Origin of the sequence: Mammaliicoccus sp. A-M4, assembly GCF_022386955.1 — a bacterium.
In the GTDB taxonomy this organism is placed as follows: Bacteria; Bacillota; Bacilli; order Staphylococcales; family Staphylococcaceae; genus Mammaliicoccus; species Mammaliicoccus lentus.
This window is the reverse complement of the sequence record NZ_JAJNHH010000013.1, coordinates 18223-38841: the sequence shown is the minus strand read 5'-3', so window position 1 is coordinate 38841 and position 20619 is coordinate 18223. Positions and strand designations below refer to the sequence as shown.

The 20619-nt window shown below is 26.9% G+C and carries 11 protein-coding genes and 1 pseudogene; 2 read left to right on the top strand and 10 right to left on the bottom strand.

Annotated elements, in window-relative coordinates; genetic code table 11:
- Positions 1–97 precede the first annotated feature (97 nt).
- Both LQ682_RS11305 and tagD read left to right on the top strand, forming a co-directional pair.
- Positions 98–997, top strand: a complete 900-nt coding sequence (locus LQ682_RS11305; protein ID WP_239724261.1) for an Mph(C) family macrolide 2'-phosphotransferase — start codon at positions 98–100, stop codon at positions 995–997.
- A 129-nt stretch (positions 998–1126) separates the two neighbouring features.
- Positions 1127–1519 carry a glycerol-3-phosphate cytidylyltransferase gene (tagD, locus tag LQ682_RS11300; RefSeq protein ID WP_017000317.1) on the top strand — a complete coding sequence of 131 codons (393 nt, stop codon included), beginning with the start codon at positions 1127–1129 and terminating at the stop codon, positions 1517–1519.
- 45 nt (positions 1520–1564) lie between these two features.
- On the opposite strand, the gene LQ682_RS11295 is transcribed toward tagD, so the two are convergent.
- The 10 genes and pseudogenes from LQ682_RS11295 to LQ682_RS11250 form a co-directional block, all read right to left on the bottom strand.
- Positions 1565–3205, bottom strand: coding sequence for a phospho-sugar mutase (locus LQ682_RS11295; RefSeq protein ID WP_239724260.1), 1641 nt, complete (start codon positions 3203–3205; stop codon positions 1565–1567).
- Positions 3206–3329: 124 nt separating this feature from the next.
- On the bottom strand, positions 3330–5834 hold the full coding sequence (locus tag LQ682_RS11290) for a CDP-glycerol glycerophosphotransferase family protein (RefSeq protein WP_239724259.1): 2505 nt from the start codon (positions 5832–5834) through the stop codon (positions 3330–3332).
- Positions 5827–6831: pseudogene (locus LQ682_RS11285) on the bottom strand (NAD-dependent epimerase/dehydratase family protein). The gene LQ682_RS11290 and the pseudogene LQ682_RS11285 overlap by 8 nt, the downstream one beginning before the upstream one ends.
- A 181-nt stretch (positions 6832–7012) precedes the next feature.
- Positions 7013–8479 (bottom strand): glycosyltransferase, encoded by a 1467-nt coding sequence (locus tag LQ682_RS11280; protein ID WP_239724257.1) that lies wholly within the window; start codon positions 8477–8479, stop codon positions 7013–7015.
- Between the two features lie 47 nt (positions 8480–8526).
- Positions 8527–10806: a CDP-glycerol glycerophosphotransferase family protein gene (locus LQ682_RS14250; protein ID WP_239724255.1), complete on the bottom strand. Its 2280-nt coding sequence runs from the start codon at positions 10804–10806 to the stop codon at positions 8527–8529.
- A gap of 549 nt (positions 10807–11355) precedes the next feature.
- On the bottom strand, positions 11356–13647 hold the full coding sequence (locus LQ682_RS11270) for a bifunctional glycosyltransferase/CDP-glycerol:glycerophosphate glycerophosphotransferase (protein WP_239724251.1): 2292 nt from the start codon (positions 13645–13647) through the stop codon (positions 11356–11358).
- Between the two features lie 28 nt (positions 13648–13675).
- Positions 13676–14992: a glycosyltransferase family 2 protein gene (locus LQ682_RS11265; RefSeq protein WP_239724249.1), complete on the bottom strand. Its 1317-nt coding sequence runs from the start codon at positions 14990–14992 to the stop codon at positions 13676–13678.
- Positions 14993–15016: 24 nt separating this feature from the next.
- The gene (locus LQ682_RS11260) at positions 15017–15970 is read right to left on the bottom strand and encodes an accessory Sec system protein Asp2 (RefSeq protein ID WP_239724248.1); all 954 of its coding nucleotides are present in this window, start codon (positions 15968–15970) and stop codon (positions 15017–15019) included.
- 437 nt (positions 15971–16407) lie between these two features.
- Positions 16408–18921 carry a glycosyltransferase gene (locus tag LQ682_RS11255; RefSeq protein WP_216683980.1) on the bottom strand — a complete coding sequence of 838 codons (2514 nt, stop codon included), beginning with the start codon at positions 18919–18921 and terminating at the stop codon, positions 16408–16410.
- A 56-nt stretch (positions 18922–18977) separates the two neighbouring features.
- Positions 18978–20618 (bottom strand): phospho-sugar mutase, encoded by a 1641-nt coding sequence (locus tag LQ682_RS11250; RefSeq protein WP_239724247.1) that lies wholly within the window; start codon positions 20616–20618, stop codon positions 18978–18980.
- Position 20619: the final 1 nt, after the last annotated feature.

Below are 20619 nucleotides of genomic sequence, written 5' to 3'. Positions count from 1 at the left end.
TCTCTTGCAGTTATCGTTTGCATATCAATTATATTTATATCAAGATAAAACAAAATACTTTCATAAAAAAATACAATAGAAATAAGGAGCCAATAAAATGACTCAACATAATGAAATTATTAAATGCGCAGAAAAATATCAATTGCATATCCAACCTCAAACAATCTCGTTGAATGAATCAGGACTAGATTTCCAAGTTGCATTTGGAGAAGATGAACAAGGCGTAGAATGGGTTTTAAGACTACCAAGAAGACCTGACGTTTATAAGCGAACAAAATCTGAAAAACAAACGGTAGATTTCTTACAAAAGAACGTTTCATTTGAAGTACCAAAGTGGAAAGTACACGAAAAAGACCTTATCGCTTATCCAAAACTTACCGGTAAACCTGCAGCAACAATAGATCCGCAAATACAAAACTATGTATGGGAAATTGAACACAAACCAGTACCAGAAAACTTTGTTAACACATTAGCTGAAACACTCGTAGACTTGCACAACATACCAGAAGAAAACATAACCGCACATCATATAAATATCAAAACTATACAAGAAATAAGAAATGACTTTCAAAGAAGGATGAATAAAGTCAAAGAAACTTATGGCGTAGCAGATGAGTTATGGAACAGATGGCAACAATGGTTAGAAAACGATGAACTTTGGCCACAACATGCAACCATGATACATGGAGACTTACATCCAGGACATATAATGGTAGATAACGAAGCAAACGTCACGGGACTCATAGATTGGACCGAAGCAACCCACTCCGATCCTTCAATGGACTTTATGGGACATCATCGTGTATTCGGCGACGAAGGATTAGAGCAACTTATAACAGCATACGATAAAGCTGGAGGAGAAACATGGCCACGAATGAAAGAACATATATTAGAACTCAATGCAGTGTTCCCAATGTTTATCGCTGAGTTTGCTATGGAATCAGGAGAAGCGGCGTATGAGAAAATGGCATTGAAAGAGTTAGGTATGGAAGAGTAGAAGTTATAAAATAAGATATTCATAAAAAATATTTATATAATTTTGAAAATAAAAACTAATTGTAAAATTTATGTTTACAATTAATTAACAATATATTAACATTTAAGTATTATAAACTGGAGGTTCATTATGAAAAGAGTTATTACATATGGCACATATGATTTATTACATTACGGGCATATCGAATTACTTAGAAGAGCTAAACAATACGGAGATTATCTAATTGTGGCACTTTCTACTGATGAATTTAACAAATTAAAAGACAAAAAATCATATTATAACTATGAACAAAGAAAAATGATGTTAGAATCCATTCGTTACGTTGATCTTGTCATTCCTGAAAATGAATGGGAACAAAAAGTAAAAGACGTTAAAGATTACTATGTAGATACATTCCTAATGGGGCACGATTGGGAAGGCGAATTTGATTTCCTTAAAGACCAATGTGAAGTTATCTATTTAAATCGTACAGAAGGTATATCAACTACACAAATCAAAAAAGAATTATATGGTGAAGAATAATTTAATATAAAATAAAAAAAGAGTCTGGAGAATCCAGACTCTTTTTTATGCAATATACGTTTTATTAAATGATTCAATTATTTCAGTAAGATCTTCTACATCAAGCGAGAAATATAATTTCATTTTTGGTTCTGTCCCTGATGGTCTGACTGCGATGAATCCTTCTTCAAATATAAATTTAATTAAATCTGCTTGAGGTAAATCGATTTTACTTTGTTCGCCTGTTTCAATATTTGTTCTTTTTTGTTTAATATAGTTCTCTATAACTAAAGGCTTTAAATTTCCTACTTCAATTGTTGTAAGCTTATTGAAGTGGTCCATTATTTGTTTGATTTGTGCTTTGCCTTCCATACCCTTAAAGGTTGGTGATAAAGTCTTATCTTGATAATAGCCAAGCGTTTCATATATTGTTTCTAATACATCTTTAAACGTTTGATTCTCTTGTGTTAGCTGTTCTTTATATTTAATTAATAAGGCCGCGGTTTGGATGGCATCTTTATCTCTAGAGAAATCATTTAATAAATAGCCATGACTTTCTTCGAAAGCTAATACAAGTTTAGCTTCATCATTTTCTAACTCTTTAAGTTGTTCTGATATATATTTAAATCCAGTTAAGACATTAATTACATCTATATGTAAATGTTCTGCTAATTTCTCACTTAAAGCACTTGTTACAACTGATTTAATCATATATGATTTTGTACTTTGTAATTCATCATGTCTTAATTTAAGGAGTAACAATCCAATTTCATTACCATTAAAGTAACAGGTTGTACCGTCTTCATATCGTTCTACAATACCTAATCTATCTGCATCTGGATCCGTAGCTACGATTAAATTCGCACTCTCTTTATCAGCTAATTCTTTCCCTAAATCAAATGTATCTTCCATTTCTGGGTTGGCAACATTAACCGTTGGAAAATCGCTGTCTGGCTCTGACTGAGATGTTTCAATTACAAAATGATTATAAGATAAATCATGTAATATATCAGAAAGTATTGGCAAGCTTGTACCATGTAAACTTGATAATACAGTTTTTGAGTTTTGAGTTTTGAATGCGCCGACTAAATCGCATACTGCTTTTTTATAAGCTTCTGTCATCTCATTTTCAAATGGTATAACGATATTGTTTTCTTTCAGTGTCTTTAAGTCATTCACTTTAATATTTAATGGGTCAGTTATTTGATCAATGTATTCACTGAGCTTTAATGATGGTTCTGTTAATAATTGTCCACCGTCGGCTCCGTATACTTTAATGCCATTATAGTTTTTAGGATTATGACTCGCTGTTATCATAATACCTGCGGTTGTATTTAAATGACGAACTGCAAATGATAATTCTGGTGTCGATTTAAAAGTATCAGGTAATACCACTTTCACACCATGAGTTCCGAGAACTTTAGCGATTTCTTCTGAAAATTCCTTTGATAAATATCTTGTATCAAAGTGGATTACCACTTTTGGTTCATCCGAAATATCCTTTAAGTAATTTGCGAAACCTAAAGCAAATTTTTGTATCGTAAATTTATTTAACCTGCCTGGCCCAATACCGAAAGTACTTCTAATACCAGCTGTACCGAAGGCTAATGTATCTTGAAACCCTTCTTCTATTTCTTGTTCAGTGAGTTCATTATGAAATGATTCAACTAAACTCTCAGAAAGCTTATCTTCCCATGCTTGTTTCACAATCTCGCCGCCTTTCTACACTATGTAAGTAACTCTAGTTTACCTTTTTCGTACAAATTTGTCTCTAATTCTATATAATTATAAAAATGCTGACCTTATATTCGTTTATGAGGTCAGCGTTTTTTTATTTTAATAATGAATAAAATTCATCGATTGCTTTTTGATTATACTCTTTCGAATTAAATTTTTTATATTCAGGAATATTACCTGTCATGAACTTAGAGATGGCTAGTTGAATTTTTTCCGGTGTATTCTCTGATAACATACCATATTCACCATTTTTAAGAACATATCTATTTGCAGGTATATCTGAGGCAACTATATTAGTATCTAATGTTAAAGCTTCAAGTAAAACCATAGATTGTCCTTCATAATGAGAGGAAAGCACAAATAAATCACATTTTTTCATTATACTAAACGGATTACTTTTTTGACCTACAAGATATACATTGTCATTTAGCTTGAGTTTTTTTATAAGGTTGCTTAATGACTTTTTCAGTGGCCCTTCACCAAGGATATATAATTTCGCATTTTTATGTTCTTCTACAATGCCTTTAAAAGCTTTTATAAGAATATCAAAGCCTTTTTCTGGAGAAAGTCTCCCCATTGCCATTACTTTAAAATCTTCTCTGTTAAATTCAAATTTCCTTATTTCATTGCTATCACTTACAAATAGATAACTCTCATTTTTTGTTATTAAAAAGTCATTTTCATCCTTAGCTAAAGTATTAATTTTGTTAACATTTATTGTATTCATAGATGATGTGAATTTGCATTTAGTATTTGCTGTACTTAAATTTTCAAAATTAATTTTACTTGTTTCTTCTGATACACTAACTAAATAATCAAATTTACTATATAAGGACACCACCCCTTTTAAATTTTGATAATGAGGTCTTCTATTATTCACCGTTCTATTCATATCGCTCAATATATCACTGTGTAAATAAATTAACTTTTTCTTAGATTCTGTTCCTAATAAAATTTTCGACCAAAACATTGAATAACCACTATAGTCTATAACATAATCAAATTTAGAATTACCAAAGATTTTCCTAAACTCTCTCTGATATGCTTTTTTAGGGTATAATGCTTTTTCAAAAAATGTCTTAACTCCTCTATTTTTAATAAAAGTGTTTTGGTACTTTTCTGCAGTTGTCGCCAATAATGGTCCTTTTCTCAAAATAATTCTAACATTATTATTTACTTTCTCTATATTTTTTAAAATTTCAGCATTGTAAGTAAAGCCCAGAAAAATTGTTACATCATACTTGTTATAATCAATATTTTCTAAAAGATTAATTGCTGAAGTGGTAATACCATTATTTTTCAAACCACCAGGGTATATCAATATTTTTTCTTTATTATTCCTTTTACTTTTAATTTCTTTATAGTTAAAAATTATATTTGCTAGTTTTTCTGTGACTTTACCGTCTTCGTAAGGCACATATTTCTCTTTAAATTTATCATAATTAACTTTATATTTTGATCTTAAACTTTCTATATTTGAAATATACTCTAATAAAGAATCTAAATCATGTGCTGAAGGTCCTGGTAAATCTTTTGGGGATATATAAAACCCTCTATCATTTTTATATTCCTCATAGTCATCGCTATAAAATATTATTGGTTTATCAGTCACTAAATAATCAAAGAATATACTAGAATAATCTGTTACAAGTACATCGACAATACTTAATATTTCATTTGTATCGAATGAATCTGGTATAAGATATGGTAATAGCTCCTTATGTTCTAATGCAATTTTGTATACAAATGGATGGACTTTTAATAATACTTGGTAATCACTACTATTTTTAAGTGACTTTACTGTTTCATATATTTTTTCAATACTATCTTCTGGATTGTTTACATCATGATCTCTCCAGGTAGGCGCGTACAATAGTACTTTTTTTGCATCAACAAAAACTTGTTGATAACTCAATCTATTTTTAATTTCATTTATATCTGCATTTAATGTTAAATCAATTCTTGGGTATCCTATTTCTACAATTTCACCATTATGTATACCATCTAACCTAAATGCTTTATTGAATATAGAGGTAGTATATTCATTTGGACTAACAATTATATCGGTGCTTAAAAAATTCTTAATAATATTTTGTGTTCCTAACAAATTATCTTCAACATCTAATCCCATATACTTTAAAGGTGTGCCATGCCAAGTGTTGATATATATTTGTTTTTCCTTTTTTGTAAAGTAAGCAGGGAAAGTAGAGTTATTTATAAGGTATTTTGATTTTGTTAAATACTTTAAGTATTTATCGCTTTCTTTAAGTACAAATACAACATTCTTATATTTATTATATAATGCACTAAATTCCTTAATTTTTTCTTTAGAATTCACTACCCAAACATGAGTTAAATTAGTATATTTTTTATTATTTAATAAATATAAGAAAATAGCAAATGGACTATCAGTCATACTTTTTCCGTCTCTAGATTGGTATAATATATAATTCTCATTAACTCTTTGATGCTTATAGTAATTTGCATATCGAGTTATTTTCCTTACATAAGGGCTTTTCCAGTTTTCTTTAATTGGACCAACTATAAATTTTGTCTTTCTATTAATTTGATTTAATATTTTACTTTTCACTTTAGCCACTTACTTTACCTCTCTCTACCTTTTCTACACTTAAATATTCACTAATTCCTTTTTCAATTGAATACTCGGGTACATAGCCTAATCGCTTTATCAACTCGATATCCGCTAACGAATGTTTTACATCCCCTACTCATACTGCGGCATACTCGTAATTAAGTTTTTTGTTATAATGCCTTTCGAACATCCTTAACATTTTAATCAATGAAATTGATTTTCCACTACCTACGTTATAAATATTGCCGTTTGATTTTATATTTTCTGTAACTATATTTATAGCTTTAACTACATCTTTAACATATACAAAATCTCTTGTTTGTAATCCATCTCCAAAGATAATAAACTTCGAATTATTTTCTATTTTTTCTTTCAATATTGAAATGACACCTGAATATTGAGATGCCGGATTCTGTTTTGGACCATATACATTAAAAAATCTCAATCCTACCGTAGGCAAACCATATAATTTAGTATAATTTTTCAAATATAGTTCTCCAGCATATTTTTGTATAGCATAAGGTGATTCTGGACAAATTTTACTATCTAAATTCTTAGGTAAATTTGGATCATTCCCATACACAGCTGCTGATGAAGCGAAAATAATTTTCTGTATGTTATTATTATATTTTCTATTTAATTCTAATAATTTTAAAGTTGCATTGATATTAACTTCATTTGAAATAATAGGATTTTCAACAGTATCAACCACACTTACTACTGCTGCTAAATGAATGATAACTTCAAATTTATACTCTTTAATAAGCCTCTTAATTTCTTCATAATCTCTAATATCTAAATTAAAAAAGTTTTCTTCCCTTATAAAATCTATGTTTTCTCTTTTTCCAGTAGATAAATTATCAAGCACATATACATTGTGGCCTAAATTATAATAATATTCAGCAGTATTAGAACCTATAAATCCTGCACCACCTGTTATTAACATTTTCAAAAATACTTCCACCTTCCAATTTATGTATAATTCCTTTCTTTTATTATACATAATTGCTAATATTTTACAATTATTATTATAGTTAATTTATATCCTATAAAATCATATACTTTAATTATGTATTTACTGAAAAATTTTCAAAAAAAGCCTAACCTACAATAGGTTAGACTTGGTAATACACTATTTTTCTATTACTTTACAAAACTAAAAAAGTTTTTATAAATTATAATGCTTACTTATCAAAAAGTGAAATCCATTTAGACATAATCTTATCAATATCAAATTCTTTTAATATAGTTTCTCTAGCTTCTTTACCAATATTAATAGCTTTAGATTGATCTTCAGTTAACTCTAAAATTGAGTTAGCCATATTTTCAATGTTTTTATTTTCTATTAGATAGCCATTTACGTCGTTGAAAATAAATTGGGAAGGTCCATAATCAACATCAAATGCTACAACTGGTGTCCCGTTTAACATTGCTTCGACCATGCTCAGTCCTTGAGATTCAGTTTGTGATGTAGATATATAGCACCTAAATGTACTTAAAACATTATCTAATTCGAGAGTGTATCCTTTCAGCTTAACATTGTCTGTTAATCTTTGTTGTTCAATTAATTCTTTAAGACTGTCTTTGTATTCATTATCGCCTTCACCATAAATGTAAAATTGCACTTCCTTATCAACTGCTACAACTTTTTTAGCAACATCAATTAATAAATCGAATCCTTTTAATTTATCTAAACGTGAAATTGTTCCTACTATTTTTGATGTATTATAATCTTCTTTTTCTTTTACTTCTCTTACAAAGTTATTTATTAAATGTGCATTTTTTAAATTATATTGCTGCTTTGCATCATTTAATTGTTTATCAGTAAAGAATATTATTCCATCTATCATTCCACCATTTTCTAGTATATTTCCTTCTTTACGTTTAACATTTCCATTAATACTTTTATGATTCTTATGCATTATTGCATACTTTTGAACATGGTTATGGTTTGTATTTTTTATTTTATTAAAACTGCCTATGCCATCACAAATAATAATATTCTCGTTATTATCTTCTATTAGCTGTTCAAGAAAATAAGTACCAAATTCTTGATTATTATTAAAGCGCTTTTCTTCAATTAATAAATATATATGTGATACAGCACCCTCGCTCATATATCTTTTTAAAAATGGTTGACCATCTCTATTAAAAAATGTTTCTGTGATCATTTCATTTTTTTGATTAAATTCTTTAATTCTTATAATACGATTATTTAAATAGTACACTCTTTTTACCATATAATTTAAGTGATATAAATCTAGAGTAGCACTTTTACCTTTATCAGTCTTTAGACCAACATATTCTCCAGTTTCTTTCGAAAACAAATCATTTTTTTTATTATTTCGTACGATAAGACAATCATTTATTAATTTGTCATATTTTTCATTGATATTAGTAGAATTTATAGAATTATTTATAGATCTTTCTTCAAAAAAATGAAATTGATTATACATATTGATTCTTTTGTCCATTTTTCCTGAATTTTTTAATTCTTTTACGATGCTATTATAATCTGTTTTGTAATCAAACGTAATTATATTAGCATCTATATTATTATCTAAGAACATTTTTGTTCTAGTTAAAAGCGAAGACATAATGCCTCCTTTTGCAATATCTATACCGAATACAACCATGAATGCTTGTTTCAAAGAATCAGCCCCTTAGTTATTTAACAAATCCCACTCTATCGGAATATTTACTCTTCAGAAAATACAGTTTTCACAACTCTTTCTGTAGCTTTACCATCTTCTAATTTACAGAAAGTATTATAGAATTTATCGTATTTTTCTTTATAATTACGCTTGACGTTATCTATATGCTTTATACTATCAATGACTTGTTCTGAATCAAATAATAATGGACCAGGTAAATCTTTTTCCATATCAATATAGAAACCTCTTAAAACATCTTTATATTTATCTAAATCATAAGTGTAGAACAAGATTGGCTTCTGTAAATTAGCAAAATCAAAGAATACAGATGAATAATCTGTAATAAGAATATCACTACTAATATATAAATCATTTATATCGTTATATTTAGAAAAATCAAATGCAAATCCTTCAAATTCACTTAAATCTAAATTATCAGAAATAAAATAGTGCATTCTTAATGCTATGACATATTCATCATTTAATTCTTCACGTAACCTGTTTAAATCTAATTGCAATAAGAATTTATATTGACCTGGACCATGATATTGATCATCTCTCCATGTCGGAGCATATAATATTACTTTTTTATCTATAGGTAATCCCAGTTTTTCTTTTATTTTAATTTTATAACCTTCTGTATGATTCGTTAAAATATCATTTCGTGGATAACCATAAGTTAGGATATTCTCCCTTGGATACATAAAGGCGCTATTAAATATATCTTCACTATATTTATTTGCTGCTATTAAATAATCCCAATTTCTAGATTGTATATAGAAATCTTTTTTATAATTTTTATTAGCTGATGTAACATTTTCCATATCAAATACAAGTTTCTTCAATGGTGTACCATGCCATGTTGAAAGTAGTATTTGTTCAGGTTTTTTATATAACCATTTTGGCTGTCTCATATTTAACACGAAATATTTTGAGATTGTCACATACAAGAAGTATTGCCAACTAAATCTTCGAATAATTTTCACATTGGATTGTTTGAACTCTGGTTCATTCTCTACGATTTCTTTATCATTTAAAATCCATACATGTTCCCATTTTTTCGGTTCATTCTCCATCATATAATTAAATATAGCCTTCGGGCTATCTGAATAATTACGACCTAAGAAACTTTCATAAAGTATCGTCTTTTCTTTAATTGGTAGTTTAGAGAAGAGATGTCTTTGTATTTTCTTCTGTCTAAATCGTTGGTTCATAGGCTGAATAAATTGATAAGTTTTATAGCCATTTAATCTCGCTTTACTTAAATAATAAGCTAATTTAAATTTGCCTTTTTGAATCGCTTTAATTTCAAATTCATGTCTTTTGCTCACATTTAATTTACCACATGGGAAATTTAAAATTTGTTTCAATTCTCTGTATATAGGTAATAAGTTTTCATACTCTTCTTCAAATTTTTGACTTTTTATAACCTTATATAAGTAATATGAAATCGCTCTGCTTCTGATTTGTCTTGCAATATTTTCATCTTCACAATATATCATAGAAGTATGAAAACCATTACATTTAGCAAGTAAGCGACTGTCTATTTCTTTTTGTGTTAACGATGGATAATTAATTGGGTCATTATGAATAAATTTATAATAAAGCTTTGTATGTGTTTCAAAAATAAATTCTACTTGATTATAAAGATGTACAATAAATGGTATTTCACCATATAAATCATTTTCTTCATCAAACCATATTTCATGATCAAGCAATAAATCACGATTTATTAAAAAGCTATGTGCTTTCAGAGAATAAGAAAGTTTATTCAAATAATTATTTTGTGAATATTTTAACACTTTATGTCTTATTACATCTTTTTCAAACAATCCATTAATCACCTTACGTTGCTGTTCCAAATCAGTGCTTATATTTAAATTCTCCAATACTTCTTTAATCGATTCCAATGTATCATCTTGATAAAAAGCCTGTTTTCGTTCGCTTAAAGTTGTCTTCATATCAATATTTGTTTTAGTAATACCTAACTTAACAACTTTACGGTTTTCTGGATCTTCATCAATAATTTGCTTAGCATAGATTAATGCATTTGGATGTAAGAAGTCATCTGAATCAACAAATAAAACATAATCTCCTTTAGCTTCTTTAATACCTAAATTTCTCATTTCATTAATGTTTAAGTCATTTTCAATGATTTTATATTTTAAATTCGTATGTTCAAGAGACTCTCCTAAAATTTCTGAACTACTATGCATAAATAGTACTTCAAAATCTTTAAAAGTTTGTTGTTCTAAACTTTCAATACAATTTTTTAAATATTTTTGATTACTGTCTTTATGGACAAAAATAAGTGAAAAATACACATTAACACTCCCATTTTAAATATGATTTTGTCTTTATATAAATATTGAAATAGTAAAAAAATTCATTTTAAATATTATATACACTAACTAAATATAATCTTCTGTTTTTAATTAGTAAATTCTAATACTTATTTCTTTTTATATATTAACATTAAAGTTTCCTACTTTTCTACATAATCGCTCCGGTTGCATTTACATATATTTATAAAATCTTTTGTAAAGTAATACTCTAAAATGCCTCAAATTAGGGAATTCACAATATATTTTACATCAAATTTACAATATATTAATATTTATATAACCTAACTGAATCTTCACTTTAAAGAATTACTTATAATATTTACAAATTATGTAGATTAAATGTTTTGGACTTTCCTTTAATATTCATTTAATCAAAAGATAAATTCGAAGTTGAATATTTAAATCGTACAAAGTCCACCTAAATATCTTACAAAAAATATATGTAGGAATTATTTGAAATCAAATTAAAAAGAGCCTGGATATTATCCAGACTCTTTATTCGTAACGGAATGTAAACTTTAATAGTTATTAATTAAAATAAATTTTTTTATTTTTTTCATATTCTTTAGATATAATTTCTACGATATTTTTACTTGCTTGTTTTATATTTTCATTTTTGTAGTTACTTGGTATTTCAAAATTTTGAAATGCATTAGTTTTAATTTTAGTAGCTAATTCATCCTCGTTTTTAGCAACTAAATTTAAGATATCTTTATACATGTCTAAATATACGCCTCGAGCTATATTAAATTCAGGGAAATCCTTAATTAAAAAATAAAATGGTTTATTTATATGAATAGCATCGAAAAATATAGATGAATAATCTGAAACAATCATATCAGAAATCATTATCAATTCTTGTGTTTCAACTTTATTGTTCACTGTTAATACTTGTGTAAGCCCTGTATTCCACGATGGTTGAGTATCCATAGAATGAGCTTTATTAATTATATAATAATCCTCACCTAATTCATCTAATAATTCATTGAAATACATTAGATAACTCTTGTCTTTTAATTTTTCTTGCAATTTATAATTATAATCTCTCCAAGTTGGAGCATATAATATAATTTTTTTATCTAATGGAATATTATTTTTGATTTTAATATTTTTGATCAATTTTTCATTTTTATGATTATTTATTAACCACTCATTTCTAGGATAACCAGTGCTTATAATTTTTTTATTTTTAATATCAAACGAGGATTCGAATTTTAGCTTTGCTATTTCGGAATCAGCTATTAAATAATCCCATCTTGAGATATCATTCTTCATTTTAACCTTGTGATTTGGATTAAGCCTTAGCATCGTAGACTCATTTGAATCGAATAACATTCTTTTAAAAGGTGTGCCATGCCACAATTGAATCCATCTTTGTCCTTTCTTCTTTTTGAACCCTCCAGGAATCCATGATTCACCTATTACTGTTTCAGAAGTATAAAAATAATTATAAAACTCTTTACTTCTAGGGCTTAATCTATATTCTTCTGGTACTCTTTTATCAAAAGATACAAATTTAAGGAAATCTGGATTATAAATAGTTTTTAAATAATCAAAAAGATATTTAGAATTACCTCTATAACTATAATCAAAACCCAACATGATTATTTGGTTAGATCTAATATCTAAGTTAAGATACTTATTTAATGAATTATTCTTTTTCTTGCTTCTGTTTTTATGAACTTTCCTCCTCAAATTGTATATCAAAGGTTTTAAATAATAATTATTTTTAATTTTGTTTAACCTTTTGTGTTTTTTGTTATTTTTTTCCATTTTACGATTGTAGTAAAAGTTAATCTTATTTTGCTTGTGTAATTTAAATAATTTTTTCATTTTATTTACTTCTAGATTATTTACTACTCCATGTGAAAATGCATATTTATAAAGAGGTAGAATATTGTTTGGTACTTCTATATTAGGGCTATATTCATTTATTATCTTCATAGTAGATTCAATAAACTCATTTTTTAATTTCTTGTTATTGGGAAGTCGTTTTTCTGAATACAACAATGCTCTATATATGAAATATTTATTAACATGATAAGGTGTATATTTATCACGATAACCATCTAATAATTTTGATGCGGAATTTTCAATTGCAATTAAAAATGAATCTCTATGTTTAGTACTTTCATGGTCAGTTTTAGTAGTGGAGTTATTATGAACTCTAACTTTATATAGTATATTTGATATTATTGGTATTCTATAAGCTTTAAGAGCACATTCTACATAAAACTCAAAATCTTCATATATATATCCTTCACCATACCTAATATTGTGATTTTTTAAAAATGATGTTTTATACATTTTATTGACTGAAAAATAAGTTGTGCATAATAATAACATTTCACAATTATCTCTATATAATGCTAATTCAAGATTATATTTTTCTTTATTAACATATCGTGTTTCGCCTGTTTCAGGGTAATAGTAAGCCCATTCAAAAATAACAAAGTCATTTTCTTTACTTCCTGTTAAGCGAGTATACGCAGTTTCTAAAGTTGTTTTATCTAGTAAATCATCTGCATCAAGAAATATTACTGCATCTCCCTTAGCAAGATCTATACCTAAGTTTCTTCTAGCCCCTTGTCCCTTATTTTCACCATCATTATGCAATTTATAGTAAATATTTTTTCTTTCATTATTATTTATGAAATTCTTAATTAGTTTAATTGAATTATCTGTAGAACCATCATTAATTATTATAACTTCAAAATTCTCTTCAAATGTTTGATTATTAACAGTTTCTAGTGTTTCTATAATATGTTCTTCAGCATTATAAACTGGTATTATAACTGATACTTTTGTATTATAACTCAAATCTTTCCCTCCATATTTTGTATATACTTCATTTTCTAATATAAAGAACTTTTTTAATTATCCTATTTATTATTGATGGATTACTTACCACATATGAGTTCTTTTCAGCAACTATTAACATTTTAGTTGCTTTAAACATTGCTATTATTGGTAGTTTTATCTCATAAATATTTTTACTGAAATCACCTATGTATTCGCCTAAAATATAAGTATCTTTCTTTTTTATAACCTTAGCTATTCTAGTTTTCTTTTTTAAATAGCATAAATATACTTCAGATTCTATCGGTAAAGAGCATGTTTGTTTTGAAAAAGTAAATAATATTTTCTTATTAAATGGATTATATGAATGAATATAGATGTCTAAATCATCTATGTATTTATTTACATCCAAACTTTCTCCTTTTAGTCTGAGCATGTAATTTTTAAACAGATATTCACAATTTAAGTCATAAATAATATTGCAGTCTATATTTTCAAATAATGCTTCGGATATTTTTTCAAAGTCATTTTTCTCAAAGTATTCACTTTTTATAATTTTTTCCTGGTTATGCATTTTAAGATATTCTAAATAGTGAGTTGAAATTAAATACTGAACATATTTTATTGTCTTATCAAAGTTTTGATTAGACTTTTTTATTAAATACATATAATTGTTTATTATCAATGGTGTGTATCTTTCTTTTAGCGACCATGCACCTTTACTTAATGAGTTTGGATCTTCACTATTATAAAAATAGGCTGTCTCTTTCACTAGACCATATTTTTGTTTATCGAGTAGTAATGTATTAATAAATTTAGCATCTTCCCAATAAGTCATTGTTTCATCAAATCTATATTTTGCATTCTTAAAAATTTCGAATCTAAATGCCATTCCACCTATATGAAAATGAATAAAGTTGTAATTTTTATGAATATTCACAACATCTACTTTAGAATAAAACCTGTAATTTAAACTATGATGTTTTCTTTTCCCCTTATTTGTTCTAATTAAAGGAACAGCAGCTATGTCTATGTCTTTGTTAAAAATAAAAAAATTATTAATTTTTTTAAAGTAATCACTTTGAACAGTGTCAGAATCATCAACAAAAACTACATAATCAGTATTTAAATTTAAATTATCTAAACCAATGTTTCTTGATGCACTGACCCCCTTATTTACTTGATTAAAAATTTTAAATTGTTTATCGCTCTTATATTTATTAAGTATTTTTTCAGTATTATCAGTACTTCCATCATTTATAATGATGATTTCGCTTTTAAAATTCTTTAATCCATCTTTTATATTTTCAATAGTATTTACTAAACTTTTGGCACCATTATAAGTTGATATGATTACTGAAAACATTCTCTCTCTCCTAAAATTTCTCAATTAAATTTTAATGTCTGTCAATAAATTATTTAAAACCATTAATTGCTCTGGTACAGTGTTCGGTGAAACCTGAGGGTGAGATGTAATTTTATCGTCTGGCATGTTTAAAATTTTAATTTCGTGTGAGTCTACCCTCTGTATTTGTTCATAATATGCCTCAACATTTTCACTACAAATTATGACTTTACTAAATTCGTTTGACTTTTTCACATTTTTATTTATATCCGGTACTAAATCTTCTTTACGTAAATCTTTCAGTATTCTTCTGTCATTTCCATATAACTTTCCACCAATATTCACAATTGGATCAACAACTAAAGTTTTATAGTCTAGGGAAGTGCCATGGTAAATAGCGCCCGCCCCACCTCTAGAAACTCCATAAAGTACAACATTTTGTTGTTCAATTTCTAATTCATCAGTAACATTTTTAATTGCATCTTCTAAATCACTTTCATAGCTTGGATAGTTAATAGTATTTATATAATGAGAACCATGTGAAACATTTAAATCCATTATTCTCATAATATATACATTCTTAGATAAGCTTCTTTCTATATCCTCAAAAAAAGGTGGAAGCATTCTATGAGGTATTTTCGCACTATCATATTGTTCGGCTCCTGGCATTTTAGCAAATATTACCAATAATTTTTTTGCGACTTTATCATTAACTTTTCTTCCTTGAGGAGCTTTTAATCTGTAAAATACATCTTTATGTTGATAAAAATTATGTTCTTTTGTAAAAAGTTTATTCACTTTTTCTCTCTTACAGAATTTAGAAATAGAGTCTTTATGTAAATAAAGTATATAATCATTTTTTAATAGTTCTTTATATTTTTTTTTTAATTCCATATTTTTTCTAGCAAGTTCTAACAAATTTTTATCACTACCAGTATTAATATAAATTCTTTCTTGCTCTTCAAATTTAATTTCTTCACTTAAATTTAAAATTTCCATAAAATCTCCTTTGAACTTGCTAAAGCTAAAAGAATAAATACTAATTATTCAGAAAAACATATTGGATTTATTCTTTATATATTTTCAATAGCTCATGTTTATAGTTTATTTTAATTATCTTTTTTGAATGTTCAACTTTTATTATCTTATTTCAGCTATTTTACAAATTTTCATAGCATGAAGACACCATAACATCATTCCAGCAATAAAACTAGCATCATTTTTCAAAAAACTTTCTCTTTCATTATTTTATTATTAATATTAAACTACAAAATGTTAGTTTTGTAAAATCTTATTTTTAATTGTTTAATCATTTTTTTATGAATTAACATATTAAAAAAATTATATATAAAATCTTTGATTATATATATATTTACTTTGTCAAAAAAGCAGGCCCAACCAATTTAAGGTTAGGACCTGCTTTTTAAACAAATATATCAATTTTCTAATATTTCATAAGTAAACTTCTCTATAATTTCATTATTATATTTTTCATAATCAAATTTTTCTTTAACAATGCCTTCTTCGATATACTTAAGCATGCCTGCAGCTATTTGTTCAACATTTTGTTCAACTAGTAGCCCATTGTTTTCATTAATTATTGAATTTATTCCAGCTACATTGGTTCCTATAACAGGAAGTCCTAGTACTTGTGCTTCCATTATGACCATTCCTTGGCCTTCATATATTGAAGGTAATATAAAACAGTCACATTGATTAACAAACATAAATGGGTTCTCAATGAAACCAAGTAAAAATATATTTTTTTCCATTCTTAAGCTAACAATTAATTTATGCAAGCTTTTCTTTAAAGGACCATCACCTAATATATATAACCTACTATTTTTATATTTTTTCACAACATCTACAAAAGCTTTTATTAATTCTTCATGATTTTTTTCTGGAGATAATCTAGCTATATTTACAAAATTATGATAACTAGAGTTAGGTAATTCTACTGCTTTCATAGTAATTTGAGTATTTTTAACTTCAGATTTATTAAACACTAGATATTCTATATCATCTTCATCGTCAAAGTATTTTCTGTTTTCGCCTAACTTAGCCATTTTCTCTATTTCATCGCCATTAATGATGTTACTAATTGATATCATTTTTTCTTGAGGGTTAGTGATATATTTAGATAGGTTTTCTTTATTAGCTTTATTAGCACTTTCTGTTACTGAAATAATTTTGTCAAATTTGTCATATAAGCTAAATATAACTTTTAAATTCCATCTATGTTTGTATCTTCCATTTATAATTTTATCATATTCACCTTGCATATCATTATGTAAGAAAATTGCTTTTTTCTTAACTGGAGCAAATGCAAATATAGCAGTAAACATTTTATTATACCCACCGTAGTCAATTAAAACATCAGGATTTAAATTACCAAAAATCCTTTTAAAATCTAATTTAAAATACTCTTCAAGTAATTTTTTATTGATGAATTTTGAAGAGTATCCTTGTCTATATAATAAATTTTGGGAAATTGTATCAAATATATTTCTATTTGTCCTAGAAAATTTGCTTATTACGTGAACTCTAGGATCTAATCTTCTCATATTTAAAATTTTATCTCTAAACTTTTTATCATTCTCAATTAAAATCATTTCATAATTATCATAATCGATTTTTTTACTTAAATTAATAATAGAATTAGTAATTCCATTATTATAAAAGCCTCCACCATAAAAAACGATTACTTTTTTATTTGATTTATACAACTTTTTCTCTTTTTGTTTTCCTAATATAAAATCAATAGATTTAGCTGAAGCAATCCCTTTGTCATAATTACAATATAGTTCTAAAAATTTAGTGATTTCATTTTTAAAAGCCACATTGTATATTTCTTGATATTTTTCTATATTATTTATAAGTTCTTGTATAGTGTATGCCTTACTACCCGGTAGAGATTCAATATTTAAATAAAAACCTCTATCTTCTTCATAAATTTCTTTATCAGGCATATAAAAATATATAGGTCTTTGTAGTGGTAAGAAATCAAAGAAAATACTTGAATAGTCTGTTATTAAAACATCTACTGCACTCAGTAATTCATTTGTATCCACCCAATTAGGTATAATTACATCTTCTAAACCTAGTTCTTCTAATTTATCATAAATAAAGTAATGAGCTTTCAAATAAATTTTATATTTACTTCCAAACTTTTCTTGAATCAAGGCTATCTCCATTATTAAATGGTTAATATCTTCATTAGTAGTTTGATCAATGGATTTTTTCCAAGTAGGAGCAAATAAAACAATATTTTTATTGGATTCCAATTGATATTTTTCTATTATTTCATCTCTATTGCTTTTTAAAGTTAAATCAACTCTCGGATTACCATATATACCAACTTCAGCATTTAATATACCTTCCAAATCATGACTTATAATTAATTTATTGGCAGTAAATTTATTAGGCATAATAATTTTATCAGCAGTAAATAAGTTTTTTTGAATATTTTTATGATCGTTAAATCCTCTGTTTTTTATATCTATTCCTAATGTTTTTAGCGGAGTACCATGCCAGGTATTTATATATATTTGATTATTTCTTTTTGTAAAATAAGGCATAAAAGAAGTATCATTAACAAGATATTTACAGGTTGCTAATAACTTTAAATATTCACGACTTTCATATTCCACTATTTCTATATTACTACTATTATAATTTTGTTTTATCCACTGAATCATTGGATCATCTATATTTTTTATTGCAATATAAAACCTCATTGTGGGATATACGTCTATCATTTTTTTGAAGATTGCATACACGTTTCCTGTAAAATTCACTCCATGATAAGATTCAAATAATATACTATTTCTTTTAATTGTTGTCGTTCTAATTTTATCCAAATAATAAGCATTATCACTTACTCTTTTATTATTTCTATTTTCTTTTACTGGATTTAAAATAAAATCTTTAATTTCTTTTATTTTACTCATGTTACTCTCCTCTATATTTGTGAAGAATGCAATGACCATTAACAAGGCATTACATTTTAGAAAATATATTTGTCTTTGAACTTACTAACATATTCTTCTATATTTGGTTTATTCAATGAAAAATACAATTTCATTTTTGGTTCTGTCCCTGATGGTCTGACTGCGATGAATCCTTCTTCAAATATGAATTTAATTAAATCTGCTTGAGGCAAATCGATTTTACTTTGTTCGCCTGTTTCAATATTTGTTCTTTCTTGCTTGATATAGTTCTCTATAACTAAAGGCTTTAATTCTCCTACTTCAATTGTTGTAAGGTTATTAAAATGTTCCATTATTTGTTTAATTTGTGCTTTGCCTTCCATACCCTTAAAGGTTGGTGATAAAGTCTTATCCTGATAATAGCCAAGCGTTTCATATATTGTTTCAATTACATCTTTAAACGTTTGTTTCTCTTGTGTTAGCTGTTCTTTATATTTAATTAATAAGGCAGCGGTTTGGATGGCATCTTTATCTCTAGAAAAATCATTTAATAAATAGCCATGACTTTCTTCGAAAGCTAATACAAGTTTAGCTTCATCATTTTCTAACGCTTTAAGTTGTTCTGATATATATTTAAATCCAGTTAAGACATTAATTACATCTATATGTAAATGTTCCGCTAATTTCTCACTTAAAGCACTTGTTACAACTGATTTAATCATATTTGATTTTGTACTTTGTAATTCATCATGTCTTAATTTCAGAAGTAACAATCCAATTTCATTACCATTAAAGTAACGGGTTGTACCATCTTCATATCGTTCTACAATACCTAACCTATCTGCATCTGGATCCGTAGCTACGATTAAATTCGCACTCTCTTTATCAGCTAATTCCTTCCCTAAATCAAATGTATCTTCCATTTCTGGGTTGGCAATATTAACCGTTGGAAAATCGCTGTCTGGCTCTGACTGAGATGTTTCAATTACAAAATAATTATAAGATAAATTATGTAAAATATCAGAAAGTATTGGCAAGCTTGTACCATGTAAACTTGATAATACAGTTTTTGAGTTTTGAGTTTTGAATGCGCCGACTAATTCGCATACTGCTTTTTTATAAGCTTCTGTCGTCTCATTTTCAAATGGTATAACGATATTGTTTTCTTTCAGTGTCTTTAAGTCATTCACTTTAATATTTAATGGGTCATTTACTTGATCAATATATTCACTGAGCTTTAATGATGGTTCTGTTAATAATTGTCCACCGTCGGCTCCGTATACTTTAATGCCATTATAGTTTTTAGGATTATGACTCGCTGTTATCATAATACCTGCGGTTGTATTTAAATGACGAACTGCAAATGATAATTCTGGTGTCGATTTATAAGTATCAGGTAATACCACTATCACACCATGAGTTCCGAGAACTTTAGCGATTTCTTCTGAAAATTCTTTTGATAAGTATCTTGTATCAAAGTGGATTACCACTTTTGGTTCATCCGAAATATCCTTTAAGTAATTTGCGAAACCTAAAGCAAATTTTTGTATCGTAAATTTATTTAACCTACCTGGGCCAATACCGAAAGTACTTCTAATACCAGCTGTACCGAAGGCCAATGTATCTTGAAATCCTTCATCTATTTCTTGTTCAGTGAGTTCATTATGAAACGATTCAACTAAACTCTCAGAAAGCTTATCTTCCCATGCTTGTTTCACA